This window comes from Mycobacterium lehmannii (genome assembly GCF_002245535.1).
Taxonomy (GTDB): domain Bacteria; phylum Actinomycetota; class Actinomycetes; order Mycobacteriales; family Mycobacteriaceae; genus Mycobacterium; species Mycobacterium lehmannii.
In genome coordinates, this window is the sequence record NZ_NKCN01000007.1 from 150,524 (window position 1) to 174,287 (window position 23,764).

The 23,764-nt window shown below is 63.4% G+C and carries 20 protein-coding genes and 1 tRNA gene; 10 read left to right on the forward strand and 11 right to left on the reverse strand.

What is annotated here, in order from left to right; genetic code table 11:
* The first annotated feature begins 1 nt into the window (after position 1).
* The 3 genes from CEX87_RS10730 to istB all read left to right on the forward strand — a co-directional run bounded on the left by CEX87_RS10730 (position 2) and on the right by istB (position 1,629).
* Positions 2 to 568 carry an LppA family lipoprotein gene (locus CEX87_RS10730; protein WP_082694158.1) on the forward strand — a complete coding sequence of 189 codons (567 nt, stop codon included), beginning with the start codon at positions 2 to 4 and terminating at the stop codon, positions 566 to 568.
* Between the two features lie 84 nt (positions 569 to 652).
* Positions 653 to 811, forward strand: a complete 159-nt coding sequence (locus tag CEX87_RS26945; protein ID WP_416171900.1) for a hypothetical protein — start codon at positions 653 to 655, stop codon at positions 809 to 811.
* Entirely contained in the window at positions 811 to 1,629 is an 819-nt protein-coding gene (istB, locus tag CEX87_RS10735; RefSeq protein ID WP_094287073.1) for an IS21-like element helper ATPase IstB, read from the forward strand. The genes CEX87_RS26945 and istB overlap by 1 nt, the downstream gene beginning before the upstream one ends.
* Positions 1,630 to 1,784: 155 nt before the next feature.
* Here istB and CEX87_RS27960 read toward each other — a convergent pair whose 3' ends face one another.
* From CEX87_RS27960 to CEX87_RS27210, 5 genes are all read right to left on the reverse strand, one after another.
* On the reverse strand, positions 1,785 to 2,102 hold the full coding sequence (locus tag CEX87_RS27960; protein ID WP_158220764.1) for an abortive infection family protein: 318 nt from the start codon (positions 2,100 to 2,102) through the stop codon (positions 1,785 to 1,787).
* 35 nt (positions 2,103 to 2,137) lie between these two features.
* On the reverse strand, positions 2,138 to 2,719 hold the full coding sequence (locus CEX87_RS10745; RefSeq protein WP_094287075.1) for an AbiJ-related protein: 582 nt from the start codon (positions 2,717 to 2,719) through the stop codon (positions 2,138 to 2,140).
* 511 nt (positions 2,720 to 3,230) lie between these two features.
* Positions 3,231 to 5,015 (reverse strand): hypothetical protein, encoded by a 1,785-nt coding sequence (locus CEX87_RS10750; protein ID WP_094287076.1) that lies wholly within the window; start codon positions 5,013 to 5,015, stop codon positions 3,231 to 3,233.
* The gene (locus CEX87_RS10755) at positions 5,012 to 6,115 is read right to left on the reverse strand and encodes a hypothetical protein (protein ID WP_142301081.1); all 1,104 of its coding nucleotides are present in this window, start codon (positions 6,113 to 6,115) and stop codon (positions 5,012 to 5,014) included. Before CEX87_RS10755 ends, CEX87_RS10750 begins: the two co-directional genes overlap by 4 nt.
* Positions 6,116 to 7,068: 953 nt before the next feature.
* Positions 7,069 to 7,242, reverse strand: a complete 174-nt coding sequence (locus CEX87_RS27210; protein WP_158220765.1) for a hypothetical protein — start codon at positions 7,240 to 7,242, stop codon at positions 7,069 to 7,071.
* A gap of 386 nt (positions 7,243 to 7,628) precedes the next feature.
* Between CEX87_RS27210 and CEX87_RS10760 the strand changes: the two genes are divergently transcribed.
* Together CEX87_RS10760 and CEX87_RS10765 are read left to right on the forward strand one after the other, a co-directional pair.
* Entirely contained in the window at positions 7,629 to 7,895 is a 267-nt protein-coding gene (locus CEX87_RS10760) for a hypothetical protein (protein ID WP_094287078.1), read from the forward strand.
* Positions 7,896 to 8,394: 499 nt separating this feature from the next.
* On the forward strand, positions 8,395 to 9,828 hold the full coding sequence (locus CEX87_RS10765; protein WP_142301082.1) for a hypothetical protein: 1,434 nt from the start codon (positions 8,395 to 8,397) through the stop codon (positions 9,826 to 9,828).
* 135 nt (positions 9,829 to 9,963) lie between these two features.
* Here the strand turns inward: CEX87_RS10765 and CEX87_RS10770 are convergent, their stop codons facing one another.
* From CEX87_RS10770 to CEX87_RS10790, 5 genes are read right to left on the reverse strand one after another with little or no spacing between them, the layout of a single operon-like run.
* Entirely contained in the window at positions 9,964 to 13,209 is a 3,246-nt protein-coding gene (locus tag CEX87_RS10770) for a type I restriction endonuclease subunit R (protein ID WP_094287080.1), read from the reverse strand.
* Positions 13,206 to 14,309 carry a 5'-nucleotidase gene (locus CEX87_RS10775; RefSeq protein WP_094287081.1) on the reverse strand — a complete coding sequence of 368 codons (1,104 nt, stop codon included), beginning with the start codon at positions 14,307 to 14,309 and terminating at the stop codon, positions 13,206 to 13,208. Before CEX87_RS10775 ends, CEX87_RS10770 begins: the two co-directional genes overlap by 4 nt.
* On the reverse strand, positions 14,310 to 15,437 hold the full coding sequence (locus CEX87_RS10780) for a restriction endonuclease subunit S (protein WP_142301083.1): 1,128 nt from the start codon (positions 15,435 to 15,437) through the stop codon (positions 14,310 to 14,312).
* Between the two features lie 46 nt (positions 15,438 to 15,483).
* Entirely contained in the window at positions 15,484 to 17,109 is a 1,626-nt protein-coding gene (locus CEX87_RS10785) for a class I SAM-dependent DNA methyltransferase (protein WP_094287083.1), read from the reverse strand.
* A 10-nt stretch (positions 17,110 to 17,119) separates the two neighbouring features.
* A complete protein-coding gene (locus CEX87_RS10790) occupies positions 17,120 to 18,958 on the reverse strand; it encodes a hypothetical protein (RefSeq protein WP_233151337.1) in 1,839 nt (612 codons plus the stop codon).
* A 191-nt stretch (positions 18,959 to 19,149) separates the two neighbouring features.
* Between CEX87_RS10790 and CEX87_RS10795 the strand changes: the two genes are divergently transcribed.
* The 4 genes from CEX87_RS10795 (at position 19,150) to CEX87_RS10805 (ending at position 21,754) form a co-directional block, all read left to right on the forward strand.
* A complete protein-coding gene (locus CEX87_RS10795) occupies positions 19,150 to 20,571 on the forward strand; it encodes a Fis family transcriptional regulator (RefSeq protein WP_094287084.1) in 1,422 nt (473 codons plus the stop codon).
* A gap of 23 nt (positions 20,572 to 20,594) precedes the next feature.
* Positions 20,595 to 20,903 (forward strand): hypothetical protein, encoded by a 309-nt coding sequence (locus CEX87_RS10800; RefSeq protein ID WP_233151338.1) that lies wholly within the window; start codon positions 20,595 to 20,597, stop codon positions 20,901 to 20,903.
* Positions 20,900 to 21,043 carry a hypothetical protein gene (locus tag CEX87_RS27515; RefSeq protein WP_233151339.1) on the forward strand — a complete coding sequence of 48 codons (144 nt, stop codon included), beginning with the start codon at positions 20,900 to 20,902 and terminating at the stop codon, positions 21,041 to 21,043. The genes CEX87_RS10800 and CEX87_RS27515 overlap by 4 nt, the downstream gene beginning before the upstream one ends.
* Before the next feature lie 114 nt (positions 21,044 to 21,157).
* Positions 21,158 to 21,754: a hypothetical protein gene (locus tag CEX87_RS10805; protein WP_099962229.1), complete on the forward strand. Its 597-nt coding sequence runs from the start codon at positions 21,158 to 21,160 to the stop codon at positions 21,752 to 21,754.
* A gap of 114 nt (positions 21,755 to 21,868) precedes the next feature.
* On the opposite strand, the gene CEX87_RS10810 is transcribed toward CEX87_RS10805, so the two are convergent.
* Positions 21,869 to 21,951, reverse strand: a tRNA-Leu gene (locus CEX87_RS10810).
* A gap of 249 nt (positions 21,952 to 22,200) precedes the next feature.
* On the opposite strand from CEX87_RS10810, the gene CEX87_RS10815 reads away from it, so the two are divergent.
* On the forward strand, positions 22,201 to 23,670 hold the full coding sequence (locus CEX87_RS10815; protein ID WP_094287103.1) for an FhaA domain-containing protein: 1,470 nt from the start codon (positions 22,201 to 22,203) through the stop codon (positions 23,668 to 23,670).
* Positions 23,671 to 23,764 lie beyond the last annotated feature (94 nt).

Here is a 23,764-nt window from a genome sequence, read left to right on the forward strand (position 1 = left end):
CGTGGCGACACGCGTCGTGCGAATCATCGCGCTGACCCTTATCGGATTACTCATCACGGTGGGCTGCGTCGAGCAGTCGAAGGCCGGCCAGGAGGACGGTGGTATGAGCACGTCACCCACGAGCGATCCAGAAGCCGCGCTTCGTTCCAAGCCACCGTTTGAAGCGGCCCAAGAGCAGTACCGAAGGGCGATGCACGACATGGCCGACCGTGTCGCCGCGCTCGTGCCCGGCCTGACGTGGCAAATCAAGGAAGACAGCTGGCGTGGCTGCGGTGGCGCCTACGCCAGCACGTCCGCCGTTCAGGTGTATGTCTACATCGTGTTCGCCGGGCCGGTGCCGGATGACAAGTGGGCGCCCGCGCTGGCGATCATCAAGGATGGGGCCGCGCGCCTCGGCGCATCCGACATGACCACCCTCGTTGACAATCCGGGCGATCGCGACGTCATGTTCGGGAGCACCGACGGCATTGAGATCGAGTTCGGCACCAAGGCCAACACGATCCTGTCCGCGAAATCAGACTGCCGGCTTCGCCAAGCCGACCTTGCGGCCCCGACGCCCGTCGCGTGATCTGCCCTCGAATCGCCGAACCAATTTCGGTGAGGTCGGCAGGCTTACACCCAAGTCGGTGGGTCGCCGCTTTGCATCACACCGTTGGGGTTGGTCTCTGATCCGGCGCATGTGGCGGCTGCGGCGGTGTTGCGTGAGCAGTACCGCACCCGGCCCACGGCCGGCCGCCACCTCGAGGTCGATGTTGAGGTGGCCGACCTGAGCGCCTATGACACGGTCTTCGGGACCGGGGAGGTGGCCTGATGCCCACCACCAAACGCACGGCGCCGGCTCCTGGTGAGGCGGACAAGCTGATCGCCCACCAGGCCCGGCTGTTGAAGGCGCCGCGGATCGCGGCGCACTACCAGCGGCTGGCCGAGCAGGGCCGGGCCGCGAACTGGTCGTTGGAGGACTACCTCGGGGCGGTGTTGGCCGTGGAGTCCAATGCCCGCGCTGAATCTGGTGCCCGCCAACGCGTCCGATATGCAGGATTCCCGGCAATCAAGACGATCACCGATTTCGACTTCACCGCTCAACCAGCAGTCGACCGCGCTCAGATCGCGGGCTTAGAGGCCGGGGGCTGGCCTGCTGAAGCCCGCAACATCGTGCTGCTCGGGCCTCCAGGCACCGGCAAGACCCATCTGGCGACCGCGCTGGCGATCGCTGCCGCCCACGCCGGGCACCGGGTCGCATTCGCCCCGGCCACTGGCTGGATCACCCGGCTGGCAGAAGCGCATCGCACCAACCGCCTCGCTGCCGAACTGCGCAAGATATCCCGCTACGGGCTGATCGTCATCGACGAAGTCGGATACATCCCGTTCGACACCGAAGCGGCCAACCTGTTCTTCCAACTGGTCTCCACCCGCTACGAGAAATCCTCGATCGTCCTGACCTCTAACCTGCCGTTCTCCAGGTGGGGGCAGGTTTTCGGAGAAGCCACGATCGCCTCACCCATGATCGACCGGATCGTGCACCACGCCGACGTCATCGCTCTCAAAGGCGCCAGCTACCGCATCAAACACACCGCGATCGACACACTGCCCTCCGTCGAAGCCGACCGTGAGGCAGACTCAACCCCGTAAACCTGCTCACTTTTCAACCGCAGCAGGCTGCTCAGGATTCAACCGGAGCTGACATTTGCCTGCGGTCAAACTCCCGGCTTCCTGGTTGCTCGCCTATCAGAACAATGTGCGGGGGTGTGGTTCTCCAGCCCGCTCGCCCTCATCGATCCGCCCTATCACCTTGGCGTTAGTCTTCCCGAGGCGACTCGCGCTTGCCACGTGTCCAGTACAAACTCTGCGACAGTCACTGTTGCGTTCAGCGCCAATCGCGCGTGCCTCGTCAGCGCCACGCTGCGTTTCGACTGCCCGTGGCCTATTCCTAGCTCGTTGCGCAACTCGGCCAACGACTGAATTGTAGTGACCAAAGTCCGCAAGATCTGCTGCGCAGACTCGCTACCCTTCGCGCTCTCAGGAACCGAATCCGATTTCAGCTCAAGCAGATCGGCAACGTGCCGGTAGAGCTGAGGGATGTCTTCCCGCTGCCCGTACGCCACGCCTGAGCGATCAAGAATGATCCTGAAGAGGCTCTCTACCAAATTCTCGACGACGAAATCGCCGCGGCCGGATCCGAGGCCAGGCTGTCACGAATGCGGACAAGATGCTCTTCGAGCACCTCCGGATCGGTCAGAAGCTCACGTTCACGGAGCCGAAGTTCAGGGGTTGTGCCATGAAACGACTCCCGGCGACGCCATCCGTAGACGGCATGGCCACTGATCCAGTCAGCCGGGTAGAGCTCGTAGCCGTCCCGCGCCAGTGCTTCGTTGAATGACTTGAGGAGTTCGGCAGCTTCCTCTTCATCAGGTCTGACGACCGGGTGCAGCGTCTCCGCGAGGAATCGCAGGACGAGTTCATCATCGCCGTATTGCAACCCGAAGCGGCTGTCGGTGAATATCCAGTCGTCCGGCCAGTCTTGAGGGTTGTTGACGCGATGCTGCCAAATGTCACCGGCGGCGGACTTATATCTCGAATCCGTGCTTGGCATCGAATCCAAGTCATAGATTCGCGCCAAGAAGTCCGGTTCTTCCAACCTTCCCTCCCACAACACCTTCGACAGGCTGATGGTGTCGAAGACCTTGCGGCGCGTGACATGGGTGATGAGCTTCTTCGCCACGCCCCTACAACCCCTTTGAAGCCTCGGCCCGACCCTGGTCGATCAGGCGCGCTTCACCGATTATGGGGATCTGCGCGACAACACCCCGGATTTGATAGGAAGTCGCACCCCGGCGGCGCACACCCACCAAACGCAAAGGTCACGAACCATTTCTGGTTCGTGACCTCATGCGTCGCAGTTCGTAGAACCGCTCTTGCTTGTGGGCGGTTCAGTTGTGCTGGTCAGTATGGGTTTCTGCGGTCGCTTCCACTGGGTTTTACGGGTTTGTCCACAGCCTTTTCGATGCGCAGAGGCCGATCTGGCTGTGGCGTCGTGATGGCTGGTGAGCCTCGCGTCGGCCTGCGGGATCGGCTGCTTGTCGGAAGCTGAAGAACGCGGGCCAACGTTGCGTTGCCGGTCCTGCCCGAACTTGCTGTATCGCGGCCGAAATTTCCACAACCTTTTTCGCGTCGAACACACCAATAACGGGCTGACCGAAGGAGCCAGTCCGCCTACCTGCGAGAAGGGTTTGTCAGCTGCGTCGGGGCGTCGGTGTGGGTGGGTGTCCGAGGTCGGCGGCAAGTTGGCGCAGCCGGATGTCGATGGCTTCGGTGCGCCCCATCTTGGGGTCGTGGTTCTGTTGGGCGCGGATGTTGACGGTCGCGGCGGCCAACGCGATGGCGATCTTGATCATCGGCGTCCTGCGCGGCCCTGTGGTCAGTGAGTCCAGGCCGGCGACGTGGCGAGACTTGAGTTGGCTGAATCGTTGTTCGGTGAGTGATCGGGCGGCTTCGAAGTAGAGGGTGTGCTCCCATGAGCCGGGGACAAGGTCCCACTGGGCCATCTTGAGCTGGCCGTCGGTGAGGTAGACGGTGATGCTGGAGTTACTACAGCACGCCATGGCGTCAGCCGGCCAGTCTGGTTCGGCCATCGGCAGTCCGCTGACCTCGGTATGCATCGATTCGGGTTTGTGCGGGCACATGACTGTCCCCAGAGCTGCAGGGCAGACCTGCCGGATCTTGACCCGCTTCGGTGGCGTGGCGGCAAGTGCTGGCCGACCGAAGCGGCAGTCAGTCATTACAGGCCTTGAGTGCAGCCCCATCAGGAAGGGATAGATGGCTTGCAAGCGGCGATCGTGGGCTCCGAAATTGTCTTGTGCAAGCAGTTCTTCGGTGCTGGGAGTGCGGTGGCCGGTGATCCGTTTGATCACCGCGGGACAGTAGAACGCGCCGGCGTACTGCAGGGGTCCGGGTTCGGGTCCGTCGGGAGCGCCCGGCGGTGAGGCGCTCGGGTATTCGACTGTCCAGTGTTTCGGGTATCGCACCACCGGTGAGAAGCCTTGTTTGAGCATGAGTTCGGCGAATCCGCTCTTGGGGTTGTAACCCATGTCGGCGGTGAGCAGCGGTCGCCGAGATCGGCCGCTCCTACCTTCGCGGCGGCCATCGACACCGTTGCGGCGAGCGTGGGTCAACGCGGTCGCTAGGCCCTCGACGCTGCCGCTGGTCGGGGCGTGGACGTCCATGCCGACGAACAGGGCGGGCTGGGCGTGCAGGGCGTCGCGGCGCGCGACCCGGGACACGAAGGTGGCTCCGATGCCGAATCCGCTGGATTTGATCTCTCCTGGGATGCCGGGTTGTTTGATTTGGCCGCGTTTGTCGCGGGCCCAGTACCGCGCTACCGAGGATGCGCCGCGGTAGCGCTCTGGACGGGTGCCCAGCATGCCGTCGGGTGTTGCGGTGTTGATGATTGTTTCGTCGACGACGACGTCGCCGTGGCAGTCGGGTGGGGCAACGGTCCTGATCGACCCGTAGAGCAGATCGTTGATCACTGCGGTCAGTCGTTGATTGGCCGCGGCGCTGCGGGCATGGTCCTCGGGGCTGCGGGCGTGGAGGCGGGCGGTGTATTCGGCGTTGGTCATCCGCCGGGCGGGCAGATCTGTGTCAGGGTCCAGGGGTTGCATGCGCAAGCTCCAGAACCGGTGGAAGCGTTTGTACTCGGTGTCTGCCATGGTGCTGATGGCGGTGCAGTCTTGTCCTGCCATGCCGACCGCGGCGAGCTGATTGGCGCTGAATTCGCCGAGGGTGTCCATGGTGCCCCGCAGACTGTACGGGCGCCCGATGATGAATCGCACAAGCAGCGCGACGAGCACCCCGGTCACGGTGTAGGTAATCCCTACGGGCTTGCGGCCGCCCGGCTGTGCGGTGTGGCGGTAATAGTCTTCGATGCTCTGTGCTGCACCGGATTTCACGATCGTCTCCAGCGCAGTGGCGAATACATCGTCGGCGATCGTGGACAGCTGCTGTCGGTTCCGGATCATCGCCGTACCTCGTCGAGGATGGTGATGGCGTGGCGCAGCTTGTATTGGGTCACCAGGCTGCGTTCATCGACGAGGATCCGCAGTTCGCACAGGTCGGCGAGTTGTTGCAGCAGTACTGCCGGGATGCGTTCGGCCAGATCCAGCACCCACCGATTCCGCAGCGCAACCGGATCGATGGTGGGGTGGCCGTGGTTGCGCAGTTGCTCACCGACCCGGTTGACGATGTTGCGCTCAGCGGCAACGGCGTGTGGGGCCAAGATGAGGCGGTCGCCGAGGCCTGCCGCAAGTCCCACGAGCCGGGCACCGATCTCGCGGTCCCAGACCGGCACCTGCCGCACACCTCCGCCAAGATTCGGCAACGCCACAACTGCGACTGCACGACCGTCGACGGTGGTGGTCGTGATCGCGGTGCCGCGCAGGCTCCGGAAGTCCGCCGGCCGGGCGCCTGCACCGTAGCTGAGGTCCAGCAGTGCTTGCGTCCGTTGTGATAGGCGTGCCGGCAGCCGCGGTATCAGCGTCCGCAGGCGCGCGATCTCGGCATGGCTGGCCACCGGGTGACGCGGCCGCGCAAGCGCATTCGTACCGATCCTGGGTGGGAACTGCTGTGGATGTAGACGACGGCCCGTCCGGTACAGGATGTAGCGGCGCTGGTCAGCGGATCGCTTGCTGGCGGTGGCAGTGGCGGCCAGGTGTTCGTCGACGTTGGCCCTGGTAAACGCCCGTACCGGGTCGACCACATCGCCGAACGCCGCCCACACCAGGAAACGAGCCACGTGGCCGACATCTTTGCGGTCTTGTTCGGCGCTGGTGAACGGCACCTGACACCGCAGGGTCGCGGCCGCCGTGATCGCTGCGCGCGCGACCTCCGGATCGTCGGCACCGACGGTCTGGCGCAGCAGTGTGGCCAGCCGGTCATGCTCCGACGGTGGCAGCGCGGGAAGCTCCCTCACCGCGGATTGAGCGACGAGCATTGTTGTCTTCGCCGCTGACTCCGCGGCGGGACCGTGAGCAGCCGCCTGAGGGCTGACCGGTGGGCTGGCCGCGATGGTCATCTTCTTGAACCGCGCCATCAGCGGGCCGTGCTCGCCCCGATTGACCAACAGTCGCAAGCTGGTCGGCCTTCACGGTTTCGGTTGGGCGTCTTCGCGCCCAGCAACCTCGGCCCCAGGATTCGGTCGAGGCAATCCGGCGTGGACGGTTGACAGGTTTGTTCGTGCACGGTGGAATACACCTATCCCTCCTTGAGGGGTCTAGAGCCGAGAGACTCTTGATGAACGCCGAAGCTGGGTTGCCCCCCAGCTTTTGGCATTTCTGGGCTCGGCAAAGCCGAGCAAGGTGAATGTTCGCGTTTCGGCGCGAGAACCGTTTAAGAGCTACCTATTCGGGCGTCCTTCCCTTGATTGCGGTCGTCGTGAAGCGGCCCCGCCTACGTCCTGTCTGCCGATGCCGGCGAGTCCGCGCCAGAGCACTGCGTGGAACTGGTATCTGTTTGGTGAGGCAGTGCCCCGGCAAGAAGACGCTCCCCCGTTTGGGATAACGTCAGACTTTGGGCATCGGCATAGTCATAGATTCGGGCAGCCAGCTCCGGGGTTAAGCTGAACTCCACGCGCACACGCTCGCGGCGTTTCATCACCGGTCGAGCCATCGCAAACCACCTCTGCCGTGGGGTCCGGATCACTCCGGAGAAGGCCGAAAGATCTCGTGGCGCGAATATAGCCGAACATTGGCTACACCCGTTTCTGGCAATATCGATCTGCACTGTAATCCGTTGCTTCTCAAGAGCTTTGGGTTCTATATCGGCATGCGGATTTCGGGGGCCGATATAGGTAAACACGTTGTGCGAAAGCATATTTCGTGTAGATTCTGCGGACGATCCGATCGTGCGCGCTGCACGGAATCTCTACCCCAACAGAAAGAAAGCGCCGCTCGGCGTGTCGTCGGCGCACGCGACGATCGCGATGTGCTCGGATGGCATCGCGACCGAATGAGTGGCTGTCGTCGCGTCACCGACTGGCAGGACGAAGCACTCTGGCGAACGACACGTCAGCTAGTGCTACCGCCAGGCGCCTTCCATAATCGCCGGATCAACGACATCGGCTGCAGCCGTCGCCGCCCTATCGAGATCCTCAACAGTCAGCCCATAAATGTATCCAGCATCCACGTCTGAACGCTGACGCAGGTCGTCGTCTGATAGCTCGGAGACCCGCTCGGCCGATGGATCTGTCATCTGAACGCCCTCACGAAACCGACGGTGCTGCGGCGCGCAGGCCGGCTTATCAAGGAGTTGCCACTACCACGGCAACGAGCTTGCACAATGCTCGCCTTCGAGCAACGATGCCCTGTGATAGTCCCCGTCGGCACCGCGAACGGGTGGGCTGGCCGTAGGAGGGCAACCAGCAATGAAATTCCAAGACCGCGGTAGCGCCTACCTCGATCGAATGCTGGCCGATCCCAAGCGCGCTGAACGCGTCGCCCGGATCCGCCAACAGATGCACGCTGACGATTGCGCTTATCGAGCTGATCAGGAAGCAATGCAGGACTAGTGGCACCTCGCCGCAGGCGCGGGGTAGGGCGGAGCGGGTCTGCTTAGGTACCGCGGAGCATGCCGCTCAGGTGGGCGAATTCTGGGCCTATCGCGTCCGACGTATCGAGGAGGTCGTGCAGGTCGACGTCCTGAAGCTGGGGACACAGCGGCCATCACGGGTGCTGGTCCGATGGGTCGATGAGACCTTCGAGGGTTGTCAGGAGTGGGTGCCGCCGGCGCGGCTGAAGGTCCGTTGGGATGGTGTTGATGCGTTCCGGGCGTACGGCCAGATGGGACACGATGCTTTGGAGACCGGTCCGTCCACCGGGCCGCTGAGGAGGTCTTCGACGCCGTGATGCCTATGCGGTGGGATTTGGGCGGAAGTCCCCGAAGGGCTGTCGGCAAAGAACGAAGCCACGGATCCGGATCCCCGCCAATGGCGCCGGGCGGCGTCGTGTCTGCGCGTGTGGGCGTGTCTAACGGTTTGAGTATCCAAACCGCGCCGGATGTGAGATCGTTCTGTTATAGGTGCGTGTGACTGATGGGACTAGAGTGACTGATGCGATTTTGGTGAATCGCAGATGTGACTGCTAGCGCGTAGCGGGGTACCTACCAGGGCATATGGGTAGAGGATTTACACTCGTCGTATCCAGGGGGCTTCGGATGAAGGACAACAGCCAGAAATGACCCAACCAGCTAGCAATCCCGCAGAGAGCAGGCTGCGTGAACGGCTTGAGAAGCACGGGAGCCGCGGAATCGTGAAGGTTACATCCGCCGAGGGTGCTGCCGTCTCGCGGGAGACTGCGTCGAAGCTGGTTCCCGCTAGTTAGGACGGCTAGTCGGGGGACCGGGGCGGTGGATCTACCAGGTGACCTCCCGCAGTGGCCTGCGTGTAAGCCGCTGGGAAAATACTTCCACAGCCTGCTCTCAGATCCGGGCTGGGTGCGACGACGGGTCGAGACCGTCGAAGTAATCAATACGGTGCGCTTCGAACGTGCGGTCTCACTGGATATCGATGTCGATGACCTTGCGAAGCGGGCGACCGATTCCGGTGTTTCCGATGTCACGAATCTCTACGTTCCCATCGCTTCCTTCAAGAAACGGCTGCTGATCGATTTTGACGTCGTGGACCAAGATGGCCAAACGATGTCTCTGGTGACCAGTGACGAAGACAGCCATGCTGCGCTCGCGATGCTCTTGGCAACCGCGGAAGGCAGTGGCATAGACGCGTCGAGGCTGAGTTCCGGCGCGCTGCAGAAACTTCACGACATTGTTCGTCATCCGGCCTCGACCGAAGACGCGGCAGTGATTGCGCGCGCGAGCCGCTCGCCAGGTCGGCTGGAGGTACCGGGTTGGCAACTCAAGCCGGGCTACAACGTCACCGACGCCGACATCAAATTCTGGCGGGAGACCTTATTCGCCGATGCCGGCTTCGTAAGCCGGATCGCTGAGTTCACCACGCAGTACATGCCGATAATCAGCGTCAGACGTGACCGAACGCCGACCATCGTGAAGTACCGGACCATCGAGAGCGAGCCAGCCGCGGACTTCGATAAGTGGACCATGGCTGAGCGTTTGGGTTGGAACGAGATCTACATCGGGATCGAGACGCCCAGTATCGGCCGTGCGCAGCGCGAGCATGTTCGCATTTCCTCCCCCGGCGGCGTCTTCGCGGTGAGCGTCGATGTCGCGGTGGCGGAAACGCTCGACTCCGGCCCACTCACGCCACAGCCATCAGGAAGCGAGTTCACAGGCCGCGTCACGCCGGAACGCGCCTTGGTCTATACGTCTGGACGGCAGAGTTCGGATCTGCACCAGGTAATCGTCGGGATTCGACCAACCATTACAGGGTTTAGGACGCCAGCGTTGATTGGCACGCTGCTAAGCGCCCTAGTTCTGGTCGGCGGGGCGGTTGGGCAGTGGACCGGGAACGTTCTAGGCAAAATCGTCGATCACAGCACAGATCCGGCGGTTGCCATCCTGATTGTCATCCCCTCACTGATTGCGGCCTACGTCGTCAGGGAGGGCGAACATGAGGTCAGATCGAAGCTTCTGTCTGTACCTCGGGCCGTCGTGATGTTGACGTCAGGGCTCACATTCGTTGCCGCTGCTGCCACTATTGCGCAGTTCAGCGGGCACATTCTGGCGATTGTTTGGATCGCGTGTGGGGCGGTATGCATCATCGCATTGCTCTACCTCTGGGCCGTATGCGCACGAATAGACAACCACCACAAACGAATCGTCGCTACGAGCAATTCGCAGAGTAGTCAACCTATCTACAAGCTCTGATTGCCGAAGTAGGACTTTCCCCTCGCCCTCGGGCAGTACCGACCTCTCGTGCGTCAACTCAATCGGCGCTCCTCGGCGTGAAAATGGAGCATCCACCGCAGAATCACGATCGGCTTGCGGTCAGCTCAAGGGTGCTCACCCTTCCGACACGCCTCGACCCTGGGAATGTGTTGATGCCGAGCCGGGCGACTGCCTTGAAGCCAATGCCGCCGCTTCCGCGTAACCCGGCGCCAGCGCCTCCATCTGCTCGATCACCAACTTGATCGCCGCCGGCTGCTTGTCTGGCGGGTACTTGTACTTCACCAGCAGTCGCTTGATCGACGAGCGCAGCTTGGCCCGAACGTCATCGCGCACGGTCCAGTCGGTCTTGGTGTCGCGCTGCATGACGCCAACGAGCTCGCGGGCGATCTGCGCCAGCACGTCCTCACCTTGCAGTTCGACGGCGGAGTCGTTCTGCGCGACGGCGTCGTAGAACGCCAGTTCGTCATGCGATAACGGCGGACTGAAGTGCGCCCCCCGATTCCCTTCGGCGGCAACCTCTTTGGCCATCTCAATCAACTCGGCGATCACCTCGGCCGAGGTGAGCTGCTGGTTGGTGTACCGCCGCATCAGGTTGGTGAGACGTTCGGAGAACGCCCTCTGCCGTACCACGTTGCTCTTGGTGGCACGTACCGCTTCTTCGGTGATCACGGCGCGCAGCGCCTCGATCGCCAGGTGCGGGTTGCCCGCGGCGGCGGCCTTGGTCTCGAACTCCGGAGTGAGATCGGACAGCGAGGGCTTCGGCAGCCCCGCCGCGTCGTAGATGTCGACGATGCCGTCGGAGGCCGTGGAGTCATACACCAGTGATTCGAGCATCCGCCGGATCGCCTCCGGTACCGGCTTTCCGGAGGCCTGCCGGTCATTGGCGTCGAACTTGGCCATCCACACCCGGACCTCTTCGTAAAATTTGGCGGTCGGGCGCAGTGCATCGAGCGTCTGGCTGCCGGCGCACAGCGACCAGGCCCGCGAGAGCTGATTGGCCAGGGTGCGGAACCGGTCTCCGAGCGTCGCCTCCCCCTCGGGGACCTGGTTTCCGGCGGTTGCCGGTGAGCGCAGGTAATTTGTCAGCCCCACGGCGGCCTTCATCCAGCCATGCGGCTGAGCCACTTTGGATCGCCAGTCGTATTCGCTGCACAGCGCGTCCAGCTGGGCGATCAGCGTCTCGGTCAGCGCGACAGCCTCGTCGATGTTCTTGCCGACGGGCTTCTCTTTCCGATCGGTCTGGGTGTACTCGGCCAGCGCCTTGTTCAGGTTCTCGACCAGTGGCGCGTAGGCGACCAGCAGACCGTTGGGCTTCTCCCGGAAGGTGCGGTTCACGCGGGCCAGCGTCTGCATGAGCAGCGCGCCCTTCAGGGGGCGGTCGAGGTAGAGGGTGTGCAACGGTGGCGCGTCGAACCCGGTCAGCAGCATGTCCTTGACGAGCACGATCTGCAGTTCGTCATCGGGATCGCGCAGTCGCTGTTGGATGGTCTTGTTCTGTGCGTCGCGGCGAACGTGCTTGCCCACCAGGCCCTGGTCCTTGGCGCTTCCCGAGTAGACGACCTTGATGACACCCTTGTCGACGGCGTCGTCGTGCCATTCGGGTTTGAGTTTGATGATCTCTTCGTAGAGTTGGGCACAGATCTCACGGGTGGCGCCGACGATGAATGCCTTGCCCGGGCAGGAGATGAATTTCCGCATCTCGGCCGAGCGGGCTTCCCAGTGCTCCACGATGTCGCGTGCCAGTACCGCGAGCCGATCGGGTGCGCCGTACACGGCGTTGATGACGGCCACCGACTTCTCGATCTGATCACGCTCGACGTCGTCGAGTCCGGAGGTCACCTCATCGGCCGCCTTATCGAGATCGTCCTCGGTGACGCCCGCGGCGAGAGAGACCTTGATCAGCCGGGGCTCGAAATACACCGGCACCGTGGCTTTGTCGTTGACGGCGCGAGTCAGGTCGTAGACGTCGATGTCGGGGCCGAACACCTCGCGGGTGTCACGGTCGGCGTCGGCGATCGGGGTGCCGGTGAAGGCGATGTATACCGCGTTGGGCAACGCGTCGCGGATGTGCCGGGCGTAGCCGTCGAGGTCGTCGTAGTGGCTGCGGTGCGCTTCGTCGACGACGACGATGAGGTTGCGGCGGTCAGTCAGCAGCGGATGGTCGGCGCCGGCTTCGCGTTCGGCCTTGGATAGGCCGAACTTCTGCAGCGTGGTGAAGTAGATCCCTCCCGTGGAACGGTTCGACAGTTCATCGCGCAGCTGGGCCCGACTGGTGACCTTGATCGGCGATTCGCCCAGAAGCCTTGAGCGGTCGAAGGTTGCATAGAGTTGGCCATCGAGGTCTTTGCGGTCGGTGACGACGATGACGGTGGGGTTCTTGAGCTTGGGTTGTTGGGCCACCAGGTGGGTGTAGAGCTCCATCTCCATGGATTTGCCGGAACCCTGCGTGTGCCAGACAACACCGGCCTTGCCGTTGCTTTCGGCGGCCACCACCGTCGAGCCGACCGCCTTGGTGACGGCAAAGTACTGGTGCGGCTTGGCGATCCGTTTGATCAGACCGTCTGCGCCGGCGTCGAATGCGGTGAAGTTTCGGACCAGCTGAAGGAATCGTTCGGGGTTGAACAGGCCGTCGATCAAGTACTCGAGTTCGGTACCCAGGTGCACGTCGTCAACCGGTTCGCCGAAGGTCACCGGCTTGCCGTCGTCGTCGACGTTCCATGGGGCGTAGTGCTCCAGCGGGGTGAACGGGGTGCCGTAGCGCGCGGTGATGCCGTCACTGATGACGTTGAGCACCGCGAACCGGAAGGCCATCGGAAACTCGCGCAGGTAGGTGGCGAATTGCGCGTGCGCGCCGGGCAGGTCGGCGTATTTGGAGCCGGCTTGCTTGAGTTCGAAGAACGCGATCGGCATCCCGTTGAGATAGAGCACGATGTCGAAACGGCGGTCGTACTCGGCGGAGCGGACGGTGACCTGCTGCACGGCCAGGAGTTCGTTCTCCTCAGGCCGGTGGCTGATCAGCCGAATCGTCGGGTTCTGTTCGATGCCATCGGAATCCACATAGCTGATGCCCCGGTAGCCGCTGACCAGGTATTGGTGCAGCCGGTAGTTCTCGGCGATGGCGTCCTGGGATGACGGCTGCAGGATCGCCGCACGGGCTTGTTCGAGGTATTCGCCGGGCACCTCGGGGTTGAGTTCGCGCATCTTGGTCAGCAGTCGCTCGGGCAGCACCAGCTCGTCCCAGCTGGTGCGACCGTTCTCGATGCCCGGTGCGATGACGGAACCGTTGAGCGGCAACCACTCTTGCTGCGCAAGCGTCTCCAGTGCGACGGATTCCCATTCGGCTTCGCTGAATTCGCTCATTGGTGTCCCTCTGCTGGGTTGGGATCGGCGGCGAGTTCGGCCCCGAGTTCGGCGATGGTCGGCAGGCTGGATTCGAGGTCGTCGGGCAGTTCTTCGGTGATGGCCACCATCTGGAGGTCGACTAGCGGAGGAAACGCGATGTCGGCTGTCGGCACCACGTCGTCAGCCGAGTCCTGCACATTGGCAACGCCATAGGGAATGTGGACCCCAGCGATGTGTTCAAGCGCGCTATCGAGATGTTGCTGCTGATCGTCGAAGAAAATATGCGGTCCGAGAACCTCGAGCACCCTCGACTTCTCGATACCTCCGAGAAAGAACGCGTCGTTGACGTTCACTCCCCAATCGCGCATCGAGTGAACTGCACGTTCGTGGGCCGGAGCATTTCGTGCCGTGATCAACGAGATGCGCAACCGAGGTACATACGACGGGTCAGCCGCCCGCCGCTCGTCCTCAAGAGTTTGGATGCGGTTCAGATCAGCGAGAAGCGGCTTCAGTAGTCCAGGTGCGAGCGGGACGTGGCTCTTGACGTCCTCATGCTCGAGGTAGTCCGCGATTAAATCCGCTTCCCGGTAGACCCGCTCGGACTCGTCGCTTGCTAGAACCCCATCGAAGTCAAACGCCACGCGAAGCGACGGATCAGCATCGTCGTACGTCGCCGTCGATGGCAGCACATGGCCTGCAGGGAGATCCCGCTTGATTGCCGCATCGACATCGTCGCGATCGGCGGTTAGGAACAGAGACATTTCGAATGCCTCGATGTATCCGTAGGGCGCCTGGCCCTGTGTGAATACCGATCGAGTAATCGGCAGCCCGTGCTTCCTGACCGAGCGCATAACCCGCAGTCCGGTCATCGGATCGTTGTGCGACAGGATGATCACCTCGACCAACGGATTGCCCGGCCGTAGGTCGTTGAGGTTCAAGAGTCGCCGAATGAAGGGGAAAGCGACTCCCGGTACGAGTGTCTGGTCGATCCGCTCGTCCTGATACGTCCGGTACTTGTCCTCTCCATGCTCGCGAAAGTAGGCGTCCGATTCCGTGAGATCGAACAGCGCGCTCGACGCGACGCCGACCACCAACTTGTCACTCAGTTCGTACGGCATCTACGTGGAGTCTCCAACGATCTGCTCAGCAGCCTTCACTGTGACCCTTCCGGACATGAGCAGCGGAAGAAGCTCGTCGCGAGTGGCTGCCAGCCGTAGATTCTCGACCTCAGCCGCGAGGGCAACTGACCACAAGGAACTCATAGTCGCATCGATACGTTCAACAGACTCCCGTCTCGCAATCGGTACAGGCTCGTCGAGATGCCGCCGTTGGATGTGACCCATGGTGGTGGCCTTATCGCTCGCAATAGCTTTGAACTCAGCGAGCTTTGAACGTATCGCTTGGTTCACCAACCACATTGGATAGTCGGGCTTCGGAATCACCTTGAAGATGTGCTGATTCACGATTGCCTCCGGCCGGTACCACCGCGCAACGGTCAGCGATCCAGACCAGGCAAAGAGCAAGTCCCCGGGGCGAACCAAATGCTCCTCAGGAACCTCGATATCGTTGTACACCGTCGAGGAACCGATTCCTGAATTAAGTTCCGCGATCCGCACCACGACGCGACCGGTGCCGGTCGCACCTTTCGTGAAGGCTCGGCCATTCACGAAGTTTGCGAGTTGAGACAGCGGCACTAGCTGTCCACCAAATGTGGCCTCATTCCATACTGATCTGGCCAGCGTATCTGCGCTCTCCAACACCCGTTCGTTCGCCGCAATCTTCTCGTCGAGTGCACCCAGTACTTCCGCAATCGCTCGCTGCACAGGTATCGACGGAAGGCTCACAACGACGCGCAGCTGGTCTCGGAGACTGAAGTAAGGCGCCATGTCGGTACCAAACGCTAACTGCCGAAGCTGCGTCGAAAACTCCCTACTACGTGCCCAGTAGTACAAGTATCCGCTGTCAATCTGAGCACGGTCTACAACGCGCCAATAGCTAAGATGGGGCGAGTAGACAAAGCGGGGAGCATTGTCAGGAACTCGGCCCACCCGGCCGATGCTGTTCCCCTTAGTTGTAATGACCAAGTCACCAGCTGCACCGAGCTTGCCATCGACGCGGGCATCTTGGTCAAATGCGTCCAGTCCTGCCCAGCTAAACCCGTTGTCCGACAAAGCTCCCGCCCTCAAGAACAACGGTCCGCCACCGCGCAACTCCTCGACCTTTGCCCTGTAGCCGTCTCCGATCACTAGCGCTCCGTCAGCCACTAGTGCGCCCGTCGTGCGGGGTAGCCATTCACCCACCGATCCGCTCCAACTGCTCCCGAACCACCTTCTCCAACCGCGCCGACTCGTCAAACGCTGCAAGCAGTTCCGTTTTCAATCGCGCGATCTTCTCGTCGATCGGCTCGCCGTCGTCCACGGCCGCCGCGGAACCCACGTAGCGCCCCGGCGTTAGTGCATAGCCGGCGGCCTTGATATCGGCCAGCGTCGCCGACTTGCAGAAGCCCGGAATATCCTCGTAAACAACACCCTTCGATGCCGCCGACGCCGAGCCGCGCCAGGCATGATATTTGTCGCCGATCTCAACGATCTCCTTGTCGGACAGTGCCCGCTCTGCTCGGTCCACCATGTCGCCCATTCCACGAGCATCGATGAACAACACCTGTCCGGATCGGTCGATCGAGCCCTGCTTACCGGCGGTCTTGTCCTTGGCGAAGAACCACACGCACACCGGGATTCCGGTGCTGCGGAACAGCTGGGTGGGCAGCGCGATCATGCACGACACCAGATCGGCTTCCACGATCTGGGCCCGAATATCGCCCTCGCCGTTGGAGTTCGACGACATCGACCCATTGGCCATCACCACGCCGGCCTTGCCGCCCGGCGCCAGCTTGTACAGGATGTGCTGGATCCAGGCGTAGTTGGCGTTGTTGGCCGGCGGCACACCGAAGCGCCAGCGGGCATCCTCCTCGTTGCGGGCCCAGTCCTTGATATTGAACGGCGGATTGGCCAGCACGTAATCCATCTGGACATCGGGATGTTGATCCCGGGCGAAGGTATCACCCCAGCGTGCACCCAAGCCCTTGTTGTCGATGCCGTGGATGGCCAGGTTCATCTTGGCCATCCGCCAGGTCTCCTCGATGGACTCCTGACCGTAGATGGCAATCTCTTTCGGGTCACCATCGTGCTCATAGATGAACTTCTCGGTCTGCACGAACATGCCGCCCGATCCGCAGCACGGGTCATACACCCGCCCGCGCGAGGGCTCCAGCACCTCGACGATCACCTTCACCACGCTCGGCGGGGTGAAGAACTCACCGCCCCGCTTTCCCTCTGCGCGGGCGAAGTTGCCGAGGAAGTACTCGTAAACCTCGCCCATCAGGTCGCGCGCTCGGCCGTCGCCCTGGCGGCTGAACCGGGCGCTGTTGAACAGGTCGATCAGTTCACCCAACCGGCGCTGATCGATGTTGTCCTTGTTGTACAGCCGCGGCAATGTGCCCTGCAATGTCGGGTTGGCCTTCATCACGGCGTCCATGGCCTCGTCGATCAACTGCCCGATGTTCTTAGCGGGTTCACCACCGGAGGCCGGCAAGCCTTTGGCGTTCTCGGCCAGGAACTTCCACCGCGCACCCGGCGGCACGACGAACACCCCGTACCCCTGATACTCCTCGGGGTCCTCGATCAACTCCTCGATCTGGTCAGCATCCAGACCGTCGGCCTCCAACTCCGTCCGGATCGCCTCCCGACGCTCGTCATAGGCATCCGAGACATACTTCAGGAACACCAGACCCAGGATCACGTCCTTGTACTGGCTCGCGGATAACGATCCACGTAGTTTGTCGGCGGCCTTCCACAAGGTGTCCTTGAGCTCCTTCATAGTCGAAGGAGCCTGTGGCTCAGCATTTTTCCTCGGTGGCACCGGTGGCCTTTCAGTGGTCCGCCGCGGCGACGCCGGGCGTGGTGGGTTGCGCGTCGAGGGTCAGGGCGCCCGCGGCGACCCCGTCGATCAGCGCCGTCTTCAGTTCTCTGGCCGCATCGAGTCGGCGGCGAGTCTCGGCCTCGAACTGTTCGATATCGCCGAGCGCTGCCTCCAACCGCGCGGCTTCGTCCGCGGCCATCTCCGGGACCGTCCAGGTCGGCCATTCCGAGCCTGCGGTGGCGGTTTCGTTGATGACGGCGGCAAGAACCCGCGGACCGAAGTCCGCCGTGCGGCCCAGGCGCAGGATGCGAGCAGGTGCGTTCACCATCGCACCACCCAGCGCATCCACCCACGCCTGCGGTTGCGGACTCTCCACGAAGACGACGTCCCCGGGCTCGGTCCGCGTCGAACGTGGGTAAAGCTGTTCAGCATCAACCGGATCCAAAGCAATCCGATCATTGGCGGGCAGAACACGAACAGTTCCCCCAAGTGTGGCGTGCGCGAGGTCAATTCGGTTACCGCGTTTGAGGGCCAGCTTGCCCTCGTCGCGCAGCTCACCCAAAGACCGGTACCGCAGCTTCAGCCTGCCGGGAGAGGGTTCGACCAGCACATCGACCGGGCGCACTGGCGAGGTGGTCGTCAACGTCGCGGCATGCACCCGCTCCACGTGGCTGCCCCTGTCCGCTGAACTCAGCCGCACTGCCCGGGTGCCTCGTGGGACAAATGGTCCGCCAGCCAATACCCCGGCACGGTCGATCCGGCGGGCGTAACGGAAAGCCCGCAGGTCTGTCTGCGCGAGCCCGGCAGCGATATCGGCGGCGAAGTCGCCGAGGTTTGGCTCAGACACCGCAGCCAGGTCGGTGACACAAGGCTGCTGCTCATCGGCACCACCCAGACACACCCAGAATGCCAGGTTCTGCCGATGCGCCTCCCGCCAGAATCCACGCGGAAGCCGCACGGCAGCAACAACATTGCCGACACGAAGCACATCGGCTCGCCGGCGCTGCAGTTCCCCCGCCAACGTGTCCGCCAGTGCCGCCGCCGGCCCGACGAAAATGCCGATTCGGCCCGGCTCCAGTCCGAGAACCAGATCGTCGGCACAGTCGAGCGTCTGCCCTGCGTCGAGTCCCACAGCTGACACGAAGTTCAGCACGCCGCTCCCGGATCTCCCCACGGCAGTGCCAGCGATCACCGCCCGGCGCCGCACCGCCCGGCTATCGGAAACCACGGCAAGCCCGGATTCGGCAGCCACCGACAAGGACATCCGGCTCCCGTCGGTGCGCAACGTTATTTCCTCGGCACCGAGGAAAACCGAGCATTCGGTCACCACCCGGGCCAGGAGCGTGACGGCGTCGGCGGTCAGTTCACGTAGCGCGAGTTCCCGCTGCAGCCGGCCACGCTCGATCCGCATCAGCGCGTCGGGCAGACCGAAGGAAGCTTCGACAAGGTCGTCGACGTACTCTAACGTCGCCGCGGCCGGCTCGATAGACTGGATCTCACTGCACACACAGCTGTCCTCCGGGTCGAACTCCGCGGCCAGCCGGGACCTGTCCGCCAGGGTGGTGCCGGCGAGTTCCGCCCCGGTGAGCGCGCGCCACGCCAGCAGCACGACAAGCACCTCGATGTCCACGTCATCGGGGACGGCGATGGCGGCGACGTCGTAGTCGGCGTCGGCGTTCTTGCCGCGGCCAGTGCGTTTGAGGTAGTCCACCACTTCGCCGGGTGCGAAGCGCTCAATGCCATCGATATGACCGACCGGGCTGGGAAACGGCACCCATTCGCCGCGAACGCGTGGGCGGTTACGCCACATGCTAACGACGGGGCGCTGTACGTTGGCGAGGTCGGCCAACGTCCTGCAACGTCAGCGAACGCATGGCTGGCCTCCCTTCATCCGGTCCCACGGTAGGCAATGGGTCCACGTCGAGCAATTGCGCTTACTGATAAGCGGCCTTATCAGTGATTCTCATTGTCGGCTTTCGGTCTGGCTGTGAATCTCGATGGCATCCGCCGCATCCGCGGCCCGACCTACAAGGAGCACCCATGACCGACCACAATGGCGCCCACCTGGGCCCCGACCAGAACACCCTCGTGATCCACCAGCTGACGGTCCAGGACAAGGACGTCGCCCGGGAGGCGCAGCGCTGGACCACCGGCGAGCGCGGCGACATCGTCGACGATCCGCAGGCTCTCGCTGATGCAGACCTGTCCAGCTTCGTCACCGAAGCCGTCAAGATTGGCGCCCACGCGCTGTCGGCCACCGGTCAGTCCCAGGACTCGCGCGCCATCGAGCGAATGATCAAGGAGGTCGGCGAGAAGACCGCGGCGACCTCGACCCAGACCGCCGAACTCACCGCGACCGCCGTCAAGGACGCCGGCAAAACCGTGACCAAAGCCGCCGAGGACGCCAAGAAGGCGATCATCGAAGCCGACCAGACCAGCCGCAAAGAGTTCACCGAGTCGGTCGCTGCCGCCAAGAACGCACTGACCGCCGAAGTGCGCAAGATCTTCGCCGGTGACAGCCCAGAGCTGCTGGAAAAGCTTGCGCCGCTGCTGGAGAAGTTCAGCACCGAACTCGACGCGAAGAGCTCCGCGAGCATCACCGAGGTCGTCACCAAGGCAGTCAAGCAGTTCGACCCCACCGACCCGACCTCACCGATGGCCAAGCACACCGCGGGCTTGGAACTCCGTCAGCAACAGCTGACCGAATTGATGGGCAAGAACCACGAATCGCTCATGCAGAAGATCGACGAGATTGGCACCGCGCTCAAAGTTCAGGAGGCCCGCACCACGTTGAGCAAGGTCACCCCGATCAAGGGCGACACCTTCGAAACCCAGGTCAATGCCGTGCTGTCCGGCATCGCTACCGGACTGGGCGATGAATACACCGACACCCGCGCGATCGTCGGGCACCTGCCACGCTCCAAGAAGGGCGACGGATTGCTCACGGTCGACGGTGGCACTGCCCGCGTGGTGATCGAAATGACGGACTCGGCCCGCGGGGGTTGGGCCGAGTACCTGGACGAGGCCGAGCGCAACCGCCACGCGGCGGCGTCGCTCGGCCTCGTCCGAACCCCCGAGCAGAACGCGGGTCAGTCGATTCGCGTCATCGGTTCACGACGCATCGTGCTTGCGTTCGACCCGACGACCGATGACGGCGACCTGATCCGCACCGTGCTCATGCTGCTGCGAGCCGCGGCGATTGCGGCGAGTACCCGCCGCGGTGCCGAGCAGCTGTCCACCGCCGAGGAGAAGATCTCCGAGGCCGTCGCGCAACTGGACCGCATCGATGACATCAAGAAGGCCGCCGGCTCCATCCACAAGAACGCCGAGAAGATCGAAACGGGCTGCACCGCAGTCACGTCCGGAATCAATCGGCTGCTCTCCGAGGCGCTGGCCGCGTTGGCCGACGCGCAAGCCGTCGGCGACGGTATCGCCGACACGTCCGGCGACACCGCCGCCTGATCCCCTCAACCCGAAGGATGAACATGACGCACATCGCACTGAAGGCTGTTCTCGTCGCTCCATTCCTCGCCGCCGGGCTCTCGGGCTGCGTTGCGCCCGACCAGGCCACCTCCACGCGAAGTAGCGGGTCGGCGGCGTCATGGCCCGAAGTCACGACGACGCCGCCTACATCGGTGGCGGCACCGCCCACCGCTGCCGACTTCATCATCGAGGTGATTGTGACCGAGCAGAAGTGCTTCGGGTCCGCCGGCTGTAACTATCGCTACACGGTCAATCCGCAGTACATCAGCGCCCAGCCGTTGCCGGAGAAGACCACCGTGGTTTCACCGTGACAGGTGGCGAACAGGATCAGGTCGGCAACTTCACCATCGACTCGGACGGCACAGCCACCTTCGATCGTGAGACCTCGATCTCCGGCGAAGAGAACGCCGACTTGCAGGCAGGCGTCACGCAAGTCATTCCCGGCCGATGACCGAAATTTTTGCGCGGGAAGAGATGCAAGGCGGGTACCCGCCGGCCGGCGTCGCCAACCCGTAAGTGACCCTCATGGGCGCCTTTGTCAGTGGTGGCATGGAGACTCAGGACCGTGAACGACCACATGCTCTTTCGACCACCGCCCGCGCCGGAGCTGACGGGAGACGAGCGCTTCAAAGGACTCGACCGCAGCGTGAGGGAGTTCTGGTCATACGCTGCCAGAGACCTTCGCTCCAACGTCCTTCGAGGCGTTCTTGCGGAATGGCTCGTAGCGAAAGCCGTCGGCGCGGCGGAACCCCGGCCTGAATGGGATGATTTCGACGTCCTCACTCCCGCCGGCACTCGCGTTGAAGTCAAGTCTTCGGCTTACCTCCAAGCGTGGACGCAGCGCCGGCTGTCGACCATCGCCTTCAGCGGCCTCAACGCCGCGAAGTGGGACGCAGAGCTGGGGCGTTCAGATCAGCGAACGTTCAATGCCGACGTGTACGTCTTCTGCGTCCAAACTGCGCGTTCACATGGTGCCTACGATCCGCTGGACGTTTCACAGTGGGACTTCTACGTCCTGCCGCGGTCCAGCGTTGAGTCGATTGGTCAAAGGAGCATCGGGTTGGCGCGGATCCAAAGTGAGGCGCAACAAGTCGCTTTCGACGGCCTTCGCAGCGCAATTGATGAGGCCGCGCAGGCCCCAATCCGGGACTTACGCGAGTAAATCCCGTCGCCGCTGGCTGCGCAGCCGTCATGACGAACAACCCACCAAACACAAAGGTCACGACCTCTTCGAGTTCGTGACCTTTATGCCTGCGGTTCGTAGAACCGCTCCTTGTGGGCGAAGGGGGACTTGAACCCCCACGTCCCGAAGGACACTGGCACCTGAAGCCAGCGCGTCTGCCATTCCGCCACTCGCCCCAACAACCGGGGGAGCCTATCACGCACAACACCCGGCTCCCCAACCGTACCGGCTGGCCCCCTGGTACGTTCGGTCGATCGTGATCGAGCGCGCTGAACTGCGGTGATTCGATTCTCAGAGTTCTGTTGGTCCCGCTGTCCAGCGCTCGGCCGATAACATGCACATGAACAATGTGGCCAGGCGACACGCTGGCTCCCGTCGCGGTGAGCAGGGCCGACGGACGACAACCGAGTGAGGCGGGCGGTGACATGGGTCTAGTCGACCGCTTCGAGCGCAAGCTCGAGTCAACGGTCGGCGATGCCTTCGCCCGGGTGTTCGGCGGTTCGATCGTCCCGCAGGAAGTCGAGGCGATGCTTCGGCGGGAGGCCGACACCGGCGGACGCGAAGTGCTCGGCGGTCAGGTTTTGGCACCAAACGACTACGTCATTACCCTCAGTGTGCCTGACTATCAGAAGGTGAGCGCCGACCCAGACCTCACGTCAGCGACTTTTGCCAAGCACTTGGAGGGATACATCCGTGAGCAGGGGTGGCAAACGTATGGTGATGTGGTCGTCAGGTTCGAACAATCACCCACCCTGCACACCGGACAGTTTCGCGCGCGTGGAGCGGTCAATCCCGACACGACCACTGGCGAACCCGCACCACCACACCATGTACGTGCGTCCAGCGCAGAATCAGGAGTACCACCGATGAGCGACAACCCGACCTACCGCGGCGGCCAGGGGCCGGGGAGGCCCGCCGACGAGTACTACGACCGTCCGCAAGACCGTCCGCAAGAACGTCCCCAAGACGATCGCTACGGCCGCCCGGACGACCGTGGCCCCTATCCCCCGCCCGAGCAGGGCGGCTACCCGCCGCAGGGCGATCCCTACGCCCCGCGCCAGGGCGGCTACCCCGACCAGGGCGGCTACCCGGATCAGGGCGGCTACCCGGACCAAGGTGGCTACCCTGACCAGGGCGGCTACCCCGACCAGGGCTACCCGCCGCCGTCATACGAGCAGCGCCCGCCCGCCGGTTACGGCCCGCCGCCGCAGGGCGGCTACCCGGACCAGGGTTACCGCCAGGCCCCGGGTGGCTACGGTCCCCTGCAGGGCGGCCAGCCCGGCTACGGCGCACCCGGGCCCGACTACGACTACGGGCGTCCCCCGGCTCCCGGCCGCCACGAGGAGGGCGGCTACGGCCGTCCCGCCTATCCGGATCAGGGCGGCTACCCGGACCAGGGTGGCTATCCCGACCACGGCGGCTACGGCGGACAGCCGTACGGGCGGCAGGACCAGGGCTACGGCGCTCCGCCGGACTACGGCCGCTACGGCGACGCCCCCGCAGGCGGCTACGCCGAACCGGGCTACTCCGAACCCGCAGGCGGCGGCTACGACTACGGTCAGCCGGCCGGCTACGGCGGCTACGGCCAGGCCGACTACGGCACGGGTGCCGCGACCGTCACGCTGCAGCTCGACGACGGCAGTGGTCGCACCTATCAGCTGCGCGAGGGCACCAACGTGATCGGCCGTGGCCAGGACGCACAGTTCCGGCTGCCCGACACCGGAGTGTCCCGGCGGCATCTGGAGATCCGTTGGGACGGTCAGGTCGCGCTGTTGTCCGACCTGAACTCCACCAACGGGACCACCGTCAACAACGCGCCCGTCCAGGAGTGGCAGCTCGCGGACGGCGACGTGATCCGGCTGGGCCACTCCGAGATCATCGTCCGCGTGCACTGAGCGCCCGCCGGGGCGGAGAAGCTGTCGCTTCCCCCTCATGTCGGTAACCGTCCAAGTATCGTGACGGTGCCGAGGCTGGCTGCGGTGCCGAGGC